We start from the raw sequence: 17,932 nt of genomic DNA, 5'->3' as shown, positions 1-17,932 counted from the left end.
ATTTTTAGTGCAAAAAATTACTGTGTTGATACGTGTCCTTTGCTGACGGCTTCACCATCATTGGCGCGTAGCGTCCAGAACGACAGCGAAGACAGTATCGTCAAACCACCCAAGGTAAGGAAGGCGTGATGCAGGGCATTGACGACGGCCGCACGATCGGATTGTGGCAAGTCGCCGAGATACCATGCCGCGATGATGGAGCCGAACGCCAGGCCGAAGCTCATCGACATCTGCTGCATCGAGCTGGCAATGGTGCTGGCCATGCTGGAATCTTCGACCTTGATATCCGCGTAAGCCATCGAATTCATGCTGGAAAATTGCAGTGAATTGAAAAAGCCTTGTGCCAAGCCGAGTAGCAGAATTACTGCAATAGGCGTGGTCGGTGTGATGATGGAAAACATGCAGATCGTGACGCCTATCATCACGGTATTGACGATCAAGACTTTGCGATAGCCGAAGCGTCCCAGCACTTTGACCGAAATCAACTTCATTGCCATTGCCGCCGCAGCTGTCGGCATCATCATCAATCCTGATTGCCATGCAGGCAGTCCCAAGCCGATTTGATACAGCAAGGGAAGCAGAAAGGGCAGGCCGCCTACGCCTAAGCGCGTAATGAATCCACCGACGACAGAAACGCGGAAGGTGCGTGTTTTAAACAGCGCGAGTTGCAGCAGCGGATGCAGAGTGCGTCGCGCATGCAGGCAATAAGTCGCGAGCAGCGCGATAGATATCAGAAACAAAATAGCGGTCGAAGTCGCATCAAGATAGTGTTCGCCAAATATTTCCAGTATCCATGACAGCAACGCTATGCCGGAGCCAAACAGCACCAGACCGATGACGTCCAGCGGCCGTGGCGCATCCGAACGATAGTCCGGCATGTGCTTATGGATCATCCATTGCGCCGCTAATCCTATCGGCACGTTCACAAAGAAGATGGCTTGCCACGGCAGCCAGTGCACGATCAAACCGCCGATTGTTGGCCCAAGCAAAGGGCCGATCAATGCCGGGATGATGACGAAATTCATCGCCGCCAGTAATTCAGATTTGGGAAAAGTGCGTATGACGGTCAAGCGTCCGACCGGCATCATCATGGCTGCGCTGAAGCCTTGCAGGATACGTGCAGCCACCAGCATGGGAACACTCGTCGACAAGCCGCAGAGTATGGATGCAAACGTGAACAAGCCTACGGCGGTACTGAAGACGCGTCGTGTACCAAAACGATCTGCCATCCAACCGCTGATAGGAATGGAAACAGCCAGACTCAGAATGTAGCAACTGACCACCGCTTTCAGACTCAATGGTGTGACATTGAGGCTGGCCGCCATCGAAGGAATAGCGGTGTTGATAATGGTGGAATCCAACTGCTCCATGAACAGCGCAATCGCTACTACCCAAGGCAAATAGCGTTTGACGTTAGGGTCGCTAGTGCTAGGCGCTGATGATGGAGGAGGCATGGATGAGTGCGTGATTAGCGCAATAAGTAATCGAGTGCAACGCCGCCAAAGATGGCAGCACCTAACCAGTTGTTATGACGGAAGGCGGCAAAGCACGCGTTGCGTTCGCGCTCACGTATTAGCGTGTAGTGATAAATCGCGCAGGCAACTGCAATCAGCAAGCCGGCTACAAACCAAATTCGCAAACCGAATTGCCAGCCGACGATGAAGATCAAGCCCAAGGTAACTGCGTAACAAAGCATGACGATAGCAACATCAAAGCGACCGAAGGTGATCGCCGATGTCTTCATGCCTATCTTCAGATCGTCTTCACGATCAACCATCGCATATTCGGTATCGTAAGCAACTGCCCAGAAAACATTGGCGACCAACAGCCACCATGCTGCTGCCGGCACCGTGCCTTGCACCGCCGCAAAACCCATCGGAATACCAAAGCCGAATGCGATGCCGAGATAAGCCTGCGGGATTGCAAAGAAACGTTTGAAGTAGGGGTAGCTGGCCGCGATGATGACCGCCGCGATGGAGAGTTGCTTGGTCAAGGTATTGAGCGGCCAGATCAGTGCGAATGAGATTAGCGTCAATACCAGTGCAACCAATAAAGCTTCATAGGGTTTGATCTTGCCGCTGGTGATCGGCCTATCGACTGTGCGCTGCACATGTTTATCGAAATCGCGGTCCGCGTAATCGTTGATGGCGCAACCAGCTGAACGCATCAAAATCGTGCCCAGCGTAAAAATGCCGACCAGCGTCCAATCCGGTTTGCCATTTGATGCCAGCCACAAGGCCCACAAAGTTGGCCACAACAGCAGCAAAATGCCTATCGGTTTATCGAGGCGGATCAGGCGAAAATACAGTTGGAGGCGGTTCATCTAGCGGTGTTCGGTTGTACAGGAATAAGAGAGCAGCCTGATGTTCTAAATTTTAAGCTTCAGTATCAGGCTTCAGACAGTGGTTCATGTGGCAGCATCGTCACGCCTTGCAAATCGCAAGACAACAATGCTTGCCGGACAGCTTCGATAGCGGCGCCGCGTGTGAAACTTTTGCGCCATACCAGCACGACGCGACGCGACGGTCCTGGTTTTTCAAACGGGATGTAACGCAACATGCCATCCTTGGCTTGCATGTCCGGTACCGATGCTTGCGGCAAAACAGTGATGCCTATGCCGGAGGCAACCATGTGCCGTATGGTTTCCAGCGAAGAGCCTTCGAAGGTGCGTGCAATGCCATCACCGGAAGTGGAGAAGCGCGACATTTCCGGACAGACTTCCAGCACCTGATCGCGGAAGCAATGGCCGTTGCCGAGCAAGAGCATTGTTTCCGATTTCAGATCGTCGGTGCTGACGCTAGTGCGATTCGCCCACGCATGATTTTTTGGCACAGCGACGATAAACGGTTCGTCGTATACCGGCTGTGCCAGCAAGCCTTGATCAGGGAAGGGCAACGCGACGATGGCGGCATCCAGTTCACCCTGACGCAGCAGGTCGAGCAATTTGACGGTGAAATTTTCCTGCAATACCAGGGGCATCTGCGGCACGCGATCTATCAGCGTTTTTACCAGCGGCGGTAGCAAGTAAGGCGCGATTGTATAAATGATGCCGAGGCGGAAAGGACCGACCAGCGGGTCCTTGTTCTGCTTGGCGATTTCCTTGATGGCGGCGGTTTGTTCCAGCACGCGTTCGGCTTGTGCAACGATTTGTACGCCTAGTGGCGTCATCGAAATTTCGCTGCCGCCGCGCTCAAAGAGCGTGACGCCCAGCTCATCTTCCAGTTTCTTGATGGCGACTGACAATGTGGGCTGGGCGACGTGACAAGCTTCTGCCGCATGACCAAAATGTTTTTCACGTGCGACGGCAACGATGTATTTGAGTTCGGTAAGCGTCATGATCTTCTTGTCTGGGCCGGTACGAGTAGCCTATTTTATACCTTCAGGTAGTCCTCACGTGCGCCGAGCCAACGCGCCAGGTGCGCTTCGACGGTTGCCAGGTCGTCACGCAGCAAGACTTGCGCAAGGTCGCGCGCTCTATCGACCAGCCATTGATCGGTTTCCAGATCGGCAAAACGCAGCATGGCCTGGCCGGATTGGCGTGCGCCAAGGAATTCGCCGGGACCGCGGATTTCCAAATCCCTGCGTGCAATTTCAAAGCCGTCAGTCGATTCACGCATGATGCCCAAGCGCTGTTTGGCGACTTGCCCGAGCGGACCCTGATACAGCAGCAGGCACACGCTGGCGGTGGAGCCGCGCCCTACGCGTCCGCGTAATTGGTGCAACTGTGACAGACCAAAACGTTCTGCATGTTCGATCACCATCAGCGATGCATTTGGAACATCGACGCCGACTTCGATGACGGTGGTAGCCACGAGCACGTGTATCTCGCCACGTGTAAAGGCATCCATCACTTGTTGTTTCTCGGCCGGCTTCATGCGACCGTGTACCAAGCCTACGCTCAAGTCTGGCAATGCTTCGACCAAGGTTAGATGCGTGTCGGTCGCCGTTTGCAATTGCAGCGCTTCCGATTCTTCGATCAGTGGGCAGACCCAATATACTTGCCGTCCTTCCAGCGCGGCAGCATGTACGCGCTCTATCACTTCATCGCGGCGATTCTGATCGATCACGCGTGTCACGATAGGTGTACGGCCAGGTGGCAATTCATCGATGACGGAGACTTCCAGATCGGCGTAGTAAGTCATCGCCAAAGTACGTGGAATCGGTGTGGCAGACATCATTAATTGATGCGGAATCTTTTGTTTGTGTGGCGAGACGTTGTTGTCCAGACCTTTGTTGCGCAGGACTAGACGCTGGCCGACGCCGAAGCGGTGCTGCTCATCGACGATCACCAAGCTTAATTTGGAAAACAATACGTCTTCCTGTATCAGCGCATGCGTACCGATGATCAGTTGCGCTTCGCCAGATTCGATACGAGCCTTGGCTTCCAGCTTTTCTTTCTTCTTCAAGCTGCCGGTCAGCCACGCGACGTTCACGCCCAGCGGTTCCATCCAGCCGGCGATTTTGCGGAAATGCTGATCAGCGAGTATCTCGGTCGGTGCCATTAATACAGCTTGAAAGCCGCTGTCGATAGCTTGCGCTGCAGCCAATGCTGCGACCACGGTCTTGCCGCTACCGACATCGCCTTGCAGCAAGCGTTGCATAGGGAAAGATTGCTTGAGGTCGGCACGGATTTCTTCCAGCACGCGTTGTTGCGCACCGGTTAATGAAAACGGTAGTTGCTTGAGGAAGGCTTTCGACAAGGTGCCGACTTTTGGCAGCACTGCAGCACCTTTGGCGCGTCGCGCCATTTGCGCGCGTTTCATCGATAGCTGTTGCGCCAGCAATTCGTCGAACTTCATGCGCACCCAGGCGGCATGTGAGCGATCAGCCAGTGCGCTTTCATCGATATCGGGCGGCGGGTTGTGTAACAGTCGTACCGCTGGCTCGAATGACATCAAGTCCAGCGAGTTGCGTAATGTGTCAGACAGCGTATCGCGCCATTCGATGCGCGTCATTGCGTCGATGACGGTTTTGCGCAGCACGGTTTGTGACAGACCTTCGCCGGACGGATAAACCGGTGTCAGCGCGGCAGGCAAAGGCGCGCCTTCGATCACCATCTTGTAATTGGGGTGCACCATTTCCGCACCAAAGAAGCCGTGGCGCACTTCGCCGCGTGCGCGTACGCGATTGCCTTCGGCCATTTGTTTGACCTGGCTGCCGTAAAAATTCAGGAAGCGCATCACCAACTGACCGGTATCGTCGGAGATCGTCACCACCAGTTGGCGGCGCGGGCGGAATGCGACTTCGCAGGAAGTTACGACACCTTCGACCTGTATTGCACGACCAAAAATGAAACCGGCTGCGCTGATGCTCTTGATCTCGGTTTCGTCCTCGTAGCGCATGGGCAGATGCAGGACCTTGTCCATGTCTGAGCGCAGGCCGAGCTTGATCAATTTGTCGTCGATTTTTTCAGCGCGTGTGGGTGCCGCCGCCGTTGTTGATTTGGTGGCTTTTTTGGCAACAGGTGCGGGCTTTTTCTTCAATACAGGCATATCAGGCCGAAAATGGGCGGCAGGGCGTAAAATAGCGGGTTTTGTGATGACTACAGCGATGACTTCATGTCTTGCGTATTGCATCACATGAAAGTGCCGATCCGGCAAGCTTTGCAACCATAGCAGTTCTGCAGCGCGATTGCATATAAACAGATTAAATTTGTATGCGTCACACCTCGGACCGTAAAACCGATGTCTTCAACTATTAGCCACATGTATTCTCTTTCCGATTTCGATTTCGATTTGCCGCAAGACTTGATTGCGCAAACTCCCTTGGCTGAACGCAGCGTATCGCGTCTGCTACACGTCGCTCCAGACAAAATGATAGATCGCAACTTTGCCGATATCGTCGACTTGCTGTCGCCTGGCGATTTGCTGGTTTTCAATGACACGCGCGTGCTGAAGGCACGCTTCTTCGGTGTGAAAGAAACCGGCGGCAAAGTGGAAGTGCTGATCGAGCGCGTAGTGGATGCGCGCAATGTGCATGCACAGATACGTGCTTCCAAGTCACCAGTCGCCGGCATGCAGATACGTCTGGCCGATGCCTTTGATGTAACAGTCGGCGAGCGCGTGGGCGAATTCTACGAATTGCAATTCCCTGACGATGTATTCGAGTTGATAGAGGCGCACGGTCGTTTGCCTTTGCCGCCGTATATCGAACATGCGGCCGATGCCTACGATGAAACACGTTATCAAACCGTGTACGCGAAAACGCCGGGTGCAGTGGCTGCACCGACCGCGGGTTTGCATTTCGATCAAGCGTTGCTGGACGCCTTGACGGCGAAAGGTGTGCAACTGGCCTACGTTACTTTGCATGTAGGCGCGGGTACTTTCCAGCCTGTACGCAATGAGAATCTGGCTGAACACAATATGCACAGCGAGTGGTACACCATCTCGCAGCAAACCGTGGATGCGGTGCAGGCGACGCAAGCTGCCGGCGGTAATATTGTTGCGGTTGGCACCACCAGCATGCGCGCGCTGGAATCGGCCTCGCAAAGTGGCGTCTTGCAAGCCGGTAGCGCCGATACTCGACTGTTCATCACACCGGGCTATACCTTTAAGACAGTGACGCGCCTGATTACCAATTTCCATTTGCCGAAGTCGACGCTGCTGATGCTGGTGTCGGCGTTTGCCGGCTATGACACTATTCGTGCTGCATACCAACACGCTATTTCCCAACGTTATCGTTTCTTCAGTTACGGCGACGCGATGTTTTTGACCAGAATGCCATCATGCTAAATTTCAAATTACTTAAAACTGACGGCAACGCACGTCGCGGCCAACTGACGCTGAATCACGGTGTGATCGAAACGCCTATCTTCATGCCAGTCGGTACTTACGGCTCGGTCAAGGCGATGTCGCCGCTGGAATTGAAAGAAATCGATTCCCAGATCATCCTCGGTAATACCTTCCATCTTTGGTTGCGTCCGGGCAATGACATTATCGCCAAGTTTGGCGGTTTGCATGATTTTATGGGCTGGGATAAACCTATCCTGACTGACTCCGGTGGTTTTCAGGTGTTTTCGCTGGGCGAGATGCGCAAGATTACTGAAGAAGGCGTGCATTTCAATTCGCCTATCAACGGCGATAAATTATTCCTGTCGCCGGAAGTATCGATGCAGATCCAGCGCATCCTGAACTCCGACATCGTGATGCAGTTCGATGAATGCACACCGTATGAAATCGACGGCCGTCCGGCTACCACCGAAGAAGCGGCTAAATCGATGCGCATGTCCTTGCGCTGGGCTAAACGCTCGCTGGACGAATTCAATCGTGAGGAAAACCCGAATGCGCTGTTTGGCATTGTGCAGGGTGGCATGTTTGAAAACCTGCGTGACGAGTCGCTGGCTGGCCTGGAGGAACTGAATTTCCACGGCGTGGCGATCGGCGGTTTGTCGGTCGGTGAGCCGAAAGAAGACATGATGCGTGTGCTGGAACATATCGGCCCGCGTCTGCCTGCCAACAAGCCGCATTACCTGATGGGCGTTGGTACGCCGGAAGATCTGGTGCAGGGCGTGGCCAACGGCATCGATATGTTCGATTGCGTGATGCCGACGCGTAATGCGCGCAATGGCTGGTTGTTCACCCGTTTTGGCGATATCAAGATCAAGAACGCACGTTACAAGGATGACAAGAAGCCGCTGGATGAAACCTGTGGCTGCTACTCTTGCCGCAATTTTTCGCGTGCTTACTTGCATCATTTGCATCGTACTGGCGAAATTCTTGGTGCAAGACTGAATACTATCCACAACTTGCACTACTATCTGGACCTGATGCGCGAGATGCGGGAGGCGATTAGCGAGGGCCGATTCCAGCTCTTTGTGAAGCAATTCCATGAAGATCGCGCACGCGGAGCCTGAACTTTCTTCCACGAAAGACCGTCTAGACGGGAAAAGCAATTTTCCAGTGCTAAAATAACCGACCATTTATTACTACAACCTGGAGCATTCACGTGTTTATTACCAACGCTTACGCTGCAACAGCCGCTGGCGGCATCATGGGCAACCTGACCCAATTCGTGCCTATCATCTTGATGTTCATCGTGCTGTACTTCCTGATGATACGTCCACAGATGAAACGTCAAAAAGAACACAAGGCGATGATCGAAGCAGTAACACGTGGCGATGAAGTCATCACAGTCGGTGGTGTACTGGGCAAGATCACTAAAGTTTCCGACGTCTACTTGTCGCTGGAAGTGCAAGACGGTACCGAGCTGGTCATTCAAAAGAGTGCAGTGACGACCTTGTTGCCAAAAGGTACGATCAAATCGCTGTAATGGGTTAAATGCCCCACCTCCGCTGGTCGGACGTGGGGTTGATTTTTGTCTGACGTTCCACCCCGAACCCTGAATCAATATGAATCGCTATCCCCTCTGGAAGTACATTACGATCGCCGTCGCACTGTTGTTGGGTGTGTTGTATACCTTGCCGAACTTCTTCGGTGAGTCGCCAGCGGTGCAAATCAGCAGTGCCAAGGCTACCGTCAAAGTAGACAGTTCCCTGATGACTCAGGTTGAGCAGTTACTGAAGAAAGACGGTCTCCCTTACGATGGGATAGTCTACGAAACAATAGGTACGCAAGGTACCGTACGCGTACGCTTCGCCAATACCGATGTTCAGTTCAAAGCCAAGGGCGTCCTTGAGAAAGAACTGAATGCCGATCCTGAAGACCCAACTTATCTGGTGGCATTCAATCTGTTGCCAAATACACCGTCCTGGCTGCAAAGCCTGAACGCAGCGCCTATGTATCTGGGTCTCGATTTGCGCGGTGGTGTGCATTTCCTGATGCAGGTCGATACCAAGGCTGTCATGAACAAGCGTGTACTCGGCTTGCAAGCCAGCGCACGCAGCATCCTGCGCGACAAGAATATTCGCCATGCCGGTATCTCGCGCAGTGGTGACAATATTGAAATCCTGTTCCGCGATGCAGATACACGCAGCAAGGCACGCACCTTGTTAACTAGTGAGTTGCGTGAACTGGTGCTGACTGACGCTGGTAGTGGTGAAGATCTCAAATTGGTCGGCACCTTGAACCCGGCTGCATTGAAACAAACGGTGGAAGACGCTGTACAGCAAAACATCACCACACTGTCGAAGCGTGTCAATGAATTGGGCGTGACCGAGCCATTGATTCAGCGTCAAGGTGCAGATCGCATCGTGGTACAGATGCCAGGTGTACAAGACGTTTCACGTGCGAAAGACATTATCGGTAAGACAGCGACTCTGGAAGTACGTCTGGTCGATGAAACGGTTACTCGTGGTACTGAAGAAACTGCAGCCATTCCGTTCGGCTCCGAACTGTTCAAGGTCGGCAAGAATGCACCTGTGGTCTTGTATAAAGATCCGATCATTACCGGTGAATACATCTCCAGTGCATCCGCCAGCTTCGATCAAAATCATCAGCCTTCAGTCAGTATCGATCTGAACGGTGACGGTGGTCGTCGCATGCGTGAAGCTACCCGTATGCGCGTAGGCAAGTCGATGGCGATTGTTCTGTTTGAAAAGAACAAGGGCGAAGTTCTGACCGTTGCCACGATTCGTGATGAATTGGGCGCACGCTTCCAGATCACCGGTATGGGTTCGGCTGAAGCAGCCAGCGACTTGGCCTTGCTGTTACGTGCCGGTTCCCTGGCAGCTCCGATGGAAATCATCGAAGAACGCACAATCGGACCGCAACTCGGTGCAGAGAACATCAAGAAAGGTTTTGACGCAACGCTGTACGGCTTCATCGCCATCGCGATCTTCATGATTGTTTACTACCGCGCATTCGGTTTCTTCAGCGTGTTTGCACTGGCGGTCAACGTGATGTTGTTGATTGCCTTGTTGTCGATGCTGCAGGCGACATTGACCTTGCCAGGTATTGCCGCGATTGCGCTGACGCTAGGTATGGCGATTGACGCCAACGTGCTGATCAATGAGCGGATACGTGAAGAACTGCGAGCGGGTCATGCACCGCAGACCGCGATTGCGATGGGCTTTGAACGTGCATGGGCAACCATTCTCGATTCCAACGTCACAACCTTGATCGCCGGTTTGGCTCTGTTGATTTTCGGCTCTGGCGCGGTGCGCGGTTTTGCTGTTGTGCATTGCCTGGGTATTCTGACCTCGATTTTCTCTTCCGTGTTTGTATCGCGCGGTTTAGTCAATACATGGTACGGCCGCAAGAAAAAACTGACATCGGTCTCTATCGGTCAAGTCTGGAAACCGACTGCCTGATTGAATGTTCCACGGTGCGCATAGCTTGCGCACCATGTCGTACCTGATTGAATTGTATTTAGATAGACCGCTGGATGACGCGTTATCGCGACAACATCAAGCGGTCGCCATGAGAGGAAAGTGATGGAGTTTTTCCGCATCAAAAAAGATATCCCGTTCATGCGCAATGCGTTGATTTTCAACGTCATTTCCGCACTGACATTTGTCGCCGCTGTGTTCTTCCTGCTGCATCGTGGTTTGCATCTGTCGATTGAATTTACCGGCGGTACGGTGATGGAAGTTGCCTATTCCAAACCAGCCGACATCGAAGGCGTACGCGGCAAGCTGACTGAACTCGGCTATGCTGATATGCAGGTGCAAAGCTTCGGTACTGCTCAAGACGTATTGATACGTTTACCGGCGCAGCCAAATGTCGATTCGGCGCAAATCAGCGAACGCGTCATCGGTGCATTGAAAGCACAGGACAGTACGGTTGAATTGAAGCGTGTGGAGTTCGTCGGGCCGCAAGTCGGCGAGGAGTTGACGCATGACGGCTTGATGGCACTGGGAATGCTGGTGATCGGCATCATGATCTATCTGGCGATCCGCTTCGAATGGAAATATGCGGTCTCAGCCATCTTGGCTAACTTGCATGACGTGGTGATTATTCTCGGCTTCTTCGCCTTCTTCCAGTGGGAATTCTCATTGACGGTTCTGGCAGCGGTGCTGGCGGTACTCGGTTACTCGGTCAATGAATCGGTGGTTGTATTTGATCGTGTACGTGAAACCTTCCGTGATCGTCGCTTCGGCAAGCTGGCAACAGCTGACGTGTTGAACCATGCAATTACCAGTACCATTTCACGTACGATGATTACGCACGGCTCGACACAGTTGATGGTCTTGTCCATGTTGTTCTTTGGTGGTCCGACCTTGCATTACTTTGCGCTCGCATTGACGATCGGTATCTGCTTCGGTATTTACTCTTCCGTGTTCGTGGCAGCAGCATTGGCGATGTGGTTGGGCGTCAAGCGTGAAGACTTGATCAAACCGATCAAGGAAAAAGATGAGCATGACGGCGCGGTAGTTTAAATAACGCACAAACAAAAAAGCCGGCAGATGCCGGCTTTTTTATTGTCTATACCAAGCTTCAGAAAATCAGTATTTTGATTTCGGTTCGTGTCCGGTCAGGTTCGCATGCAGCTTGCTTAGTTCTTTCTCCAATGCTTCAAAATCCTGTTCGTCATAGCTCGCAAATGGTTGTTTGGCGAAGGCGATTTGCGGCGCGAATACGCGTTCGAATTCGGCTTCTCCTTTTGGGGTGAGGCGCACCAATGTGCTGCGTCTGTCTTCCAGTTGTGTCACGCGAGCGACCAAGCCTTTTTCTTCCAGCCTATCTACTACGCCAGTCAATGTACCTTTGGTAATCAGTGTTCTTTCGCCCAGTTCCTTGAAGCTCATGCCGCAGGTATTGCCCAGCGTCGCAATGATGTCGAACTGTGGTGGTGTAAGTCCGGTGCGGCAGCGGATGTTTGCGCCAGCCTGACGCTCGAATGCGTGGAAGCATTCAGCGAGTAATCGGATGCTGCGGAGATATCGTTCAGCCATAAAAATACTCAGTGTTTACATTAAAAAGCCGACGTGAAATGACGTCGGCTTTTTCAGTGTTTTACGTCATTTGCTTAGTCAGCTTTTACTGCTTCTACCTGAATCGCCAGTTTGACGATAGGTGAGAAGCCGTAGTTCAAAGCATAGTTCAGACCGAAATCACCGCGGTTGAATTCAGCGGATGCATCGGCACCGCAGACTTCACGTTTCAACATTGGATGCTGGATACATTTGAATTTGTTGAGTGTGAGTGTCACTGGTTTGGTCACGCCCAGCAAGGTCAACTCGCCTTCAACTGCCACCGGTTTGTCGCCATCGAACTTGAAGGATTTGCTTTTGTAGACAGCAGTAGGGAATTTCTCTACGTTGAACATATCCTTGCTTTTTGCATGCTCATTCATTTTGGCATGGCCGAAATCGATAGAGTTGGCATCGATGACGATATCCAGCGAGCCGGTTTTTGCTGCGCGATCCAGCGTGACGGTGCCGCTGGTTTTGTCGAACTTGCCGCGCCATACCGAGATGCCCATGTGATCGGCTTCAAAGCTTGGGTAAGTATGGCTAGGGTCGATCGTATAGGTTTGTGCGAAAGCGGAAGTCGCGCCGGCGGTGAGCAGGCAAATCAGTGCAAGTTTGGATTTCATTCAATGGCTCCTGTGTTGTGTAAGTTAATTACTTTTTGTTGCGTTTGTGCTGCGATACATACGGCAAATCGTGCTGCTTATTGCGTCGTGACGACGCGGAATTTAATCGTGACTTCATCGGCCACCATACTGGTGTCTTTCCATTCGCCTTCACCTATGCTGTAGGTCAGGCGTTTGATCGGCAATACGCCTTCAAATACTTGATTGGTACCTTCTTTTTTCACAGTCAAAGGGAAGCTGACATCAGTGGTTTTACCTTTGATGGTGAGCTTGCCGCTGACATCCAGTTTGCCTGCTGCGCCAGATTTGATCTGGCTGGAAACAAAACTCGCTTTAGGGAATTGTGCAGCGTTAAACCATTCTTTTTTCAGGACTTCCTTGTTGTATTCCGGATCACCCAAATCGAAGCTGCTGACATCGATGTCAACATTGGCTTTGGAGGTTTCTGGCTTGGCATTGTCGTAGGTAATTTGTGCGTTGAATTTTTTAAACTTCGCATCGACCGGTACGTTCAGTTGCTTGAATGTGATGGTGACATTGCTTTTTGCTGCATCAGTTTTCAGTACTGTGGCCGCAAGAGCCGGCAAGGCTACGCAAACACTGGCGATGGCTAGCCAGCGTGTGGTTTTGCTGGAAAGTGAACTAACGAACATGGTGATCCTTTCGATAAAAATGAATTCACGGAAGCATGCGTTGCAGCGTGCGATCGCGATCTATGAATTGATGCTTCAGTACGGCCAGTATGTGCAGCCAAAAGACGATGAGTAATGTGACATTACATGCGTAATGCACTTGCTTGAGCACAGCTCTTAATTCTTGATCGGGTCCGATCAAGACGGGCAGTGGCACGATGCCGAGATAAACCACAGGTACGCCAGCGGCCAGGCTGTAAAAATAACCAGAAAGTGGTACGGCAAAAATCAGTAAATACATCAAGCCGTGCGATACGCGCGCAGCTTTCTTTTGCCAATCGGCCATATTGCCGGGGTGTGGTGGCGCAGGATGTGTGATGCCCCACAGCAGACGTAGACAGGCGAGGCCTAATACGGTGACGCCCAGCCATTTATGCCAGGAGAAATATTTGAGCTTGGTAGGAGTCAGGCCGGGAATGTCGACCATGGTCAGGCCCAGCAGGAAGGTGGCAATGATGAGTGCCGCCATGAGCCAGTGCAGCGCAATGGCTGTCAGCGTGTATTTACGCATAAGTGGGTTTTTGCTTATTAGTTCAAGTTAGGACTAATATAGCAAAATAAAATCAAGTCTGCAGGCGGCGCATTTTCATGCGGCCTGCAGCTTGATTCGCATTTAGATTTCTTTTGCCAGCTTGGTGGCGTAGCCGATGTAATTGGCTGGTGTCATGGCCATCAAATGATCTTTGGCTTCTTGCGGGATTGCCAAGGTGGCGATGAATACTTGCAGAGCTTCTTTCGAAATGCCTTTGCCACGGGTCAAATCCTTCAATTGTTCATACGGATTCTCGATGCCGTAGCGACGCATCACGGTTTGTACCGGCTCAGCCAATACTTCCCATGTTTCGTCCAGATCTTGTGCGATGCGCACAGGATTGACTTCCAGCTTGTTCAAGCCGCGCAGGCAGCTGTCGTATGCCAGCAAGGCATAACCGAAGCCGACACCGATATTGCGCAACACGGTGGAGTCGGTTAGATCACGCTGCCAGCGTGAAACAGGCAACTTCTCAGCCATGTGTTTCAACACGGCGTTAGCCATGCCCAGATTGCCTTCGGAGTTTTCGAAGTCGATCGGGTTGACCTTGTGCGGCATGGTCGAAGAACCGATTTCGCCAGCTTTGGTGGATTGCTTGAAATAGCCGAGCGAAATGTAGCCCCAGATATCGCGGTTCAAATCCAGCAGGATGGTGTTGGTGCGTGCAATCGCATCGAACAGTTCCGCCATGTAGTCATGCGGTTCGATTTGAATTGTGTATGGATTGAAAGTCAGACCGAGGCGGTTTTCGATCACGCCTTTCGAGAATGCCTGCCAGTCGGTATTTGGGTATGCGGACAAATGCGCATTGAAGTTGCCGACTGCGCCATTCATCTTGCCGAGAATTTCTACCGCTGCGATACGATCAACTGCGCGTTTCAGGCGTGCAACGACGTTGGCCATTTCCTTGCCGAGCGTAGTCGGGCTGGCTGGCTGGCCGTGCGTACGCGACATCATAGGCACCGCTGCATTGTCGTGTGCCAGTTGTGTCAGCTTGCTGATCAAGCCTTGCAGCGATGGCAGCAACACGGTGTCACGTGCAGCTTTGAGCATCATGCCGTGCGATGTGTTGTTGATGTCTTCGGACGTGCAGGCGAAGTGAATGAATTCGGTTGCTGCGACCAATTCAGGCACGTCTTTGACTTGTTCCTTCAGCCAGTATTCAACCGCTTTGACGTCGTGATTGGTAACGGCTTCGATGTCTTTAATGCGTTGTGCATCGGCTTCTGTGAAATCGGTCGTCAGCTTGTTCAACAGTGCGTTGGCGCCGGCAGAAAACGGTTTGATTTCTGCAAAGCCGGCTTCCGACAATGCTTGCAGCCATGCAATTTCCACTTTCACGCGATGATGCATGAAGCCGGATTCGGACAGAATCGGACGCAATTTATCGGTTTTAGTGGCGTAACGGCCGTCTAATGGAGAAAGGGCGGAGAGCATGGAAAGAGGCATGATGAAGGGCGACAAGCGCAATGACGTGGATGGAAAAGCTGCCGAAAATACAAAAACGGCGCAAATTGAGGAAGACGACATTCTACCACTTGGCGCGACTTGAAGCCCGGATATGGGTTGTTGTACGCAATGGGTAGAGCGGTTTTTCAGTTTTTGCCGATGTTATAATCGCCTTCCGATTTTAGAAGTAAAGCATCTATGAAACTGATTGGTTCCCTTACCAGCCCTTACGTACGTAAAGTGCGTGTTGTCATGTTGGAAAAAAAGATCGATTACGATTTCGTTCTTGAAAACGTGTGGGGTGCTGATACTACGATTCAAGAATCCAATCCGCTAGGCAAAGTGCCATGTCTGGTGATGGAAGATGGCGGCGCGATGTTCGATTCGCGTGTGATAGTCGAATATCTGGATACTTTGACACCTGTTGGTAAATTGATCCCAGCTCACGGCCGCGAACGTGCCGAAGTCAAATGCTGGGAAGCGCTGGCTGACGGCGTTGCAGATGCTGCCATGTTGTTGCGTCTGGAGCACACTCTGCGTACGCCTGAGCAACGCAGTCAAGCCTGGATAGATCGTCAAACCAGGAAGGTCAATGATGGTTTGAAGGCGATGTCAGTCGGTTTGAAAGACACGGCTTTTTGCGCTGGCAATCAATACACGCTGGCTGACGTTGCAGTTGGTTGCGTGCTGGAATGGCTGTCGTTCCGCTTCCCGGAAATCTCGTGGCGTAGCGAATATCCAAATTTGGAGAAGCTGTTGGAAAAATTATCTGAACGTCCATCGTTCAAGGAAACACCACCAAAATAAGTGGTGCATCGGAAATGAAAAAGGGACGCAGCTAGCGTCCCTTTTTCATGCTCGATTGCATTGAGCATTGCAGCGTTACTACCGGTATTTATTCGCCTGCCATTTGTGTCTGCAGGTAATTCTGGATGCCGACTTTTTCGATCAAATCGAGTTGCGTTTCCAACCAGTCGATGTGCTCTTCAGTGTCGTCCAGTATGTACTGGAACAGTTCGCGCGAAACATAATCGCTACTGGCTTCACATGCTGCGATGCCTTCTTTCACTGTTTTTTGCGCCAGTTTTTCCAGCTTCAAATCGCAGCTGAGCATTTCCGGTGTGTTCTCACCGATCATCAATTTATGCAGTGCTTGCAAATTCGGCAGGCCATCCAGCATCAAGATGCGATCGATCAGTTTGTCGGCATGTTTCATTTCGCCGATGGATTCTTCGTACTCTTTCTTCGCGATCTTTTCAAAACCCCAGTGCTTGTACATGCGTGCATGCAGGAAGTATTGGTTGATTGCGGTCAGTTCGTTTGTAAGCTGTGCATTGAGCAGCTTGATGATATTGCTGTCACCTTTCATGGGAGCCTCGAAAGTGATGTTGAAAATGGGCTGCTGGGCATCTGACGATCTGTTGTCAGCGTGCTCGGTCAGCAAAGAACGCACATGATAGCCCAGGATGTCCAATTTATGATCATTTTGCCTTCATTTTGCTAACTGGAATCATTCGTGTTTCGATTGCAAAAGTGAAGCTGGGCGCGGGTTTGCGGGAAATGGTGTGGCGTGAGGGCGAGGGTGATTGGGCAAATAAAAACGCGCTGTAGCGAGTGGCTAAGCGCGTTTTTTTCAGGTCTGTTCGAGCAGGTTTTTAGCCTGTTCGCAGGTGAGTGATTACTTCGGTGCTTCGGTCACAAAGCCCATTTTTGTCAGGCCGCCGGACTGTGCTGCAGCCATGACTTGTGCGACTTTTTCATACGGTGTGAGACGATCTGCGCGCAGATGCAATTCCGGTTGTGGCGTTACTTTTGCTGCATCAGCAATGCGCGATAGCATTTCTGTTTGATCCAGTTCCACATTGTTCCAGTAAACCTGTCCTGCGGCATCGATCGATACATTGATCGTTTCCGGCTTGACGTCGTTAGGCTGGTTTGCAGCGTGAGGCAGATCAAGCTTCACTGCATGGTTCATCACAGGGATGGTCATGATGAAGATGATCAGCAATACCAACATCACGTCGACTAGCGGCGTGGTGTTGATCTCTGGATTGAAATCGTCGTCATCCGACAGAGAACCCATGGACATCATTTACCTCCGACGACAGCAACCAGTTTGGAGCCGCTTGCATTGCTGCCAGCATCTTTGGCGCGCGCACCGGTAACGAATAATGCGTGCAGATCGAAACCGAATTTATTCATTTTTGCGATCACTGATTTGTTGCCGCGAACCAGTGCGTTGTAGCCGAAGGTTGCAGGAATCGCCACTGCCAGACCGAGCGCAGTCATGATCAGTGCTTCACCGACCGGGCCGGCCACTTTGTCGATACTTGCTTGACCGGACGTACCAATCGCAACCAGTGCGTGATAGATGCCCCATACGGTACCGAACAGGCCGACGAATGGTGCTGTTGAACCGACGGATGCCAAGACGGCCATGCCGGTTTGCAGGCGGGCCTGTGTTTCGTCGATGGCTTGACGCAGTGACAGCGTGATCCAGTCGCTGACCGACAGTTCGTCGTGCAGATGACCTTTGTGTGCTTCGTGATGTTCCATTGCGGTTACACCAGCTTCTGCAATCGCGGCAAACGGATTGCCAGTGCCCAGAGTTGCCATGCCTGATTTCAAATCGGTTGCATCCCAGAACTCATGTCCTGCTGCACTTGCGGAGTTGCGATATTGGAAAAGTTGCAGTGCCTTGGTAACGATGACGTACCACGACGCAATCGACATTGCGACCAGTAACACCGCTACACCCTTGGTGACAAAGTCACCTTGCGCCCACAAACTCTCTAAACCGTACGGACTGACTTCCATGATGATT

At 51.9% G+C, this 17,932-nt stretch carries 18 protein-coding genes; 6 read left to right on the top strand and 12 right to left on the bottom strand.

Annotated features, from left to right (window positions below; genetic code table 11):
- Window positions 1-17 precede the first annotated feature (17 nt).
- The 4 genes from AC07N2_RS02080 to recG form a co-directional block, all read right to left on the bottom strand.
- Window positions 18-1,454 carry a DHA2 family efflux MFS transporter permease subunit gene (locus AC07N2_RS02080; protein WP_494776788.1) on the bottom strand — a complete coding sequence of 479 codons (1,437 nt, stop codon included), beginning with the start codon at window positions 1,452-1,454 and terminating at the stop codon, window positions 18-20.
- 14 nt (window positions 1,455-1,468) lie between these two features.
- A complete protein-coding gene (ubiA, locus tag AC07N2_RS02075) occupies window positions 1,469-2,323 on the bottom strand; it encodes a 4-hydroxybenzoate octaprenyltransferase (protein ID WP_494776787.1) in 855 nt (284 codons plus the stop codon).
- A 65-nt stretch (window positions 2,324-2,388) separates the two neighbouring features.
- Window positions 2,389-3,336: a LysR substrate-binding domain-containing protein gene (locus tag AC07N2_RS02070; protein WP_494776786.1), complete on the bottom strand. Its 948-nt coding sequence runs from the start codon at window positions 3,334-3,336 to the stop codon at window positions 2,389-2,391.
- 35 nt (window positions 3,337-3,371) lie between these two features.
- Complete coding sequence (gene recG / locus AC07N2_RS02065) at window positions 3,372-5,492, bottom strand: ATP-dependent DNA helicase RecG (RefSeq protein ID WP_494776785.1); 2,121 nt, start codon at window positions 5,490-5,492, stop codon at window positions 3,372-3,374.
- Window positions 5,493-5,705: 213 nt separating this feature from the next.
- Between recG and queA the strand changes: the two genes are divergently transcribed.
- From queA to secF, 5 genes are all read left to right on the top strand, one after another.
- Entirely contained in the window at window positions 5,706-6,731 is a 1,026-nt protein-coding gene (gene queA, locus AC07N2_RS02060; protein ID WP_494776784.1) for a tRNA preQ1(34) S-adenosylmethionine ribosyltransferase-isomerase QueA, read from the top strand.
- Window positions 6,725-7,852 (top strand): tRNA guanosine(34) transglycosylase Tgt, encoded by a 1,128-nt coding sequence (tgt, locus tag AC07N2_RS02055; RefSeq protein WP_076592455.1) that lies wholly within the window; start codon window positions 6,725-6,727, stop codon window positions 7,850-7,852. The genes queA and tgt overlap by 7 nt, the downstream gene beginning before the upstream one ends.
- A 137-nt stretch (window positions 7,853-7,989) precedes the next feature.
- A complete protein-coding gene (gene yajC, locus AC07N2_RS02050; protein WP_231949433.1) occupies window positions 7,990-8,268 on the top strand; it encodes a preprotein translocase subunit YajC in 279 nt (92 codons plus the stop codon).
- 79 nt (window positions 8,269-8,347) lie between these two features.
- Window positions 8,348-10,207 carry a protein translocase subunit SecD gene (secD, locus tag AC07N2_RS02045; protein WP_494776783.1) on the top strand — a complete coding sequence of 620 codons (1,860 nt, stop codon included), beginning with the start codon at window positions 8,348-8,350 and terminating at the stop codon, window positions 10,205-10,207.
- A 123-nt stretch (window positions 10,208-10,330) separates the two neighbouring features.
- Complete coding sequence (gene secF / locus AC07N2_RS02040) at window positions 10,331-11,275, top strand: protein translocase subunit SecF (protein ID WP_494776782.1); 945 nt, start codon at window positions 10,331-10,333, stop codon at window positions 11,273-11,275.
- Between the two features lie 66 nt (window positions 11,276-11,341).
- Here secF and AC07N2_RS02035 read toward each other — a convergent pair whose 3' ends face one another.
- The 5 genes from AC07N2_RS02035 to purB form a co-directional block, all read right to left on the bottom strand.
- A complete protein-coding gene (locus AC07N2_RS02035; protein WP_494776781.1) occupies window positions 11,342-11,791 on the bottom strand; it encodes a MarR family winged helix-turn-helix transcriptional regulator in 450 nt (149 codons plus the stop codon).
- Window positions 11,792-11,865: 74 nt separating this feature from the next.
- The gene (locus AC07N2_RS02030; RefSeq protein WP_494776780.1) at window positions 11,866-12,435 is read right to left on the bottom strand and encodes a YceI family protein; all 570 of its coding nucleotides are present in this window, start codon (window positions 12,433-12,435) and stop codon (window positions 11,866-11,868) included.
- A 77-nt stretch (window positions 12,436-12,512) separates the two neighbouring features.
- Window positions 12,513-13,088, bottom strand: coding sequence for a YceI family protein (locus AC07N2_RS02025; RefSeq protein WP_494776779.1), 576 nt, complete (start codon window positions 13,086-13,088; stop codon window positions 12,513-12,515).
- Window positions 13,089-13,113: 25 nt separating this feature from the next.
- Window positions 13,114-13,638, bottom strand: coding sequence for a cytochrome b (locus AC07N2_RS02020; RefSeq protein WP_494776778.1), 525 nt, complete (start codon window positions 13,636-13,638; stop codon window positions 13,114-13,116).
- Between the two features lie 102 nt (window positions 13,639-13,740).
- Window positions 13,741-15,108, bottom strand: coding sequence for an adenylosuccinate lyase (gene purB, locus AC07N2_RS02015; RefSeq protein WP_494776777.1), 1,368 nt, complete (start codon window positions 15,106-15,108; stop codon window positions 13,741-13,743).
- A 198-nt stretch (window positions 15,109-15,306) separates the two neighbouring features.
- Between purB and AC07N2_RS02010 the strand changes: the two genes are divergently transcribed.
- Window positions 15,307-15,915, top strand: a complete 609-nt coding sequence (locus AC07N2_RS02010; protein WP_494776776.1) for a glutathione S-transferase N-terminal domain-containing protein — start codon at window positions 15,307-15,309, stop codon at window positions 15,913-15,915.
- An 88-nt stretch (window positions 15,916-16,003) separates the two neighbouring features.
- Here AC07N2_RS02010 and bfr read toward each other — a convergent pair whose 3' ends face one another.
- From bfr to AC07N2_RS01995, 3 genes are all read right to left on the bottom strand, one after another.
- A complete protein-coding gene (gene bfr, locus AC07N2_RS02005; RefSeq protein WP_494776775.1) occupies window positions 16,004-16,477 on the bottom strand; it encodes a bacterioferritin in 474 nt (157 codons plus the stop codon).
- Between the two features lie 309 nt (window positions 16,478-16,786).
- Window positions 16,787-17,197: an ExbD/TolR family protein gene (locus tag AC07N2_RS02000; protein ID WP_494778095.1), complete on the bottom strand. Its 411-nt coding sequence runs from the start codon at window positions 17,195-17,197 to the stop codon at window positions 16,787-16,789.
- On the bottom strand, window positions 17,197-17,925 hold the full coding sequence (locus AC07N2_RS01995; protein WP_494776774.1) for a MotA/TolQ/ExbB proton channel family protein: 729 nt from the start codon (window positions 17,923-17,925) through the stop codon (window positions 17,197-17,199). The genes AC07N2_RS02000 and AC07N2_RS01995 overlap by 1 nt, the downstream gene beginning before the upstream one ends.
- Between the last annotated feature and the right edge of the window lie 7 nt (window positions 17,926-17,932).

The sequence above is a fragment of the Herminiimonas sp. GW821-FHT09C12 genome, from assembly GCF_059416385.1.
This window is presented reverse-complemented; position numbering and strand designations above follow the sequence as displayed.

Excerpts from the sequence above, each read along its gene's own strand:
- AC07N2_RS02080 (WP_494776788.1), bottom strand. The coding sequence starts at position 1,454 with ATGCCTCCTCCATCATCAGCGCCTAGCACTAGCGACCCTAACGTCAAA.
- AC07N2_RS02025 (WP_494776779.1), bottom strand. The coding sequence starts at position 13,088 with ATGTTCGTTAGTTCACTTTCCAGCAAAACCACACGCTGGCTAGCCATC.
- secD (WP_494776783.1), top strand. The coding sequence starts at position 8,348 with ATGAATCGCTATCCCCTCTGGAAGTACATTACGATCGCCGTCGCACTG.
- secF (WP_494776782.1), top strand. The coding sequence starts at position 10,331 with ATGGAGTTTTTCCGCATCAAAAAAGATATCCCGTTCATGCGCAATGCG.
- ubiA (WP_494776787.1), bottom strand. The coding sequence starts at position 2,323 with ATGAACCGCCTCCAACTGTATTTTCGCCTGATCCGCCTCGATAAACCG.
- AC07N2_RS02070 (WP_494776786.1), bottom strand. The coding sequence starts at position 3,336 with ATGACGCTTACCGAACTCAAATACATCGTTGCCGTCGCACGTGAAAAA.
- AC07N2_RS02030 (WP_494776780.1), bottom strand. The coding sequence starts at position 12,435 with ATGAAATCCAAACTTGCACTGATTTGCCTGCTCACCGCCGGCGCGACT.
- recG (WP_494776785.1), bottom strand. The coding sequence starts at position 5,492 with ATGCCTGTATTGAAGAAAAAGCCCGCACCTGTTGCCAAAAAAGCCACC.
- AC07N2_RS01995 (WP_494776774.1), bottom strand. The coding sequence starts at position 17,925 with ATGGAAGTCAGTCCGTACGGTTTAGAGAGTTTGTGGGCGCAAGGTGAC.
- tgt (WP_076592455.1), top strand. The coding sequence starts at position 6,725 with ATGCTAAATTTCAAATTACTTAAAACTGACGGCAACGCACGTCGCGGC.
- yajC (WP_231949433.1), top strand. The coding sequence starts at position 7,990 with ATGGGCAACCTGACCCAATTCGTGCCTATCATCTTGATGTTCATCGTG.
- AC07N2_RS02020 (WP_494776778.1), bottom strand. The coding sequence starts at position 13,638 with ATGCGTAAATACACGCTGACAGCCATTGCGCTGCACTGGCTCATGGCG.
- queA (WP_494776784.1), top strand. The coding sequence starts at position 5,706 with ATGTATTCTCTTTCCGATTTCGATTTCGATTTGCCGCAAGACTTGATT.
- AC07N2_RS02000 (WP_494778095.1), bottom strand. The coding sequence starts at position 17,197 with ATGTCCATGGGTTCTCTGTCGGATGACGACGATTTCAATCCAGAGATC.
- AC07N2_RS02035 (WP_494776781.1), bottom strand. The coding sequence starts at position 11,791 with ATGGCTGAACGATATCTCCGCAGCATCCGATTACTCGCTGAATGCTTC.
- purB (WP_494776777.1), bottom strand. The coding sequence starts at position 15,108 with ATGCCTCTTTCCATGCTCTCCGCCCTTTCTCCATTAGACGGCCGTTAC.
- AC07N2_RS02010 (WP_494776776.1), top strand. The coding sequence starts at position 15,307 with ATGAAACTGATTGGTTCCCTTACCAGCCCTTACGTACGTAAAGTGCGT.
- bfr (WP_494776775.1), bottom strand. The coding sequence starts at position 16,477 with ATGAAAGGTGACAGCAATATCATCAAGCTGCTCAATGCACAGCTTACA.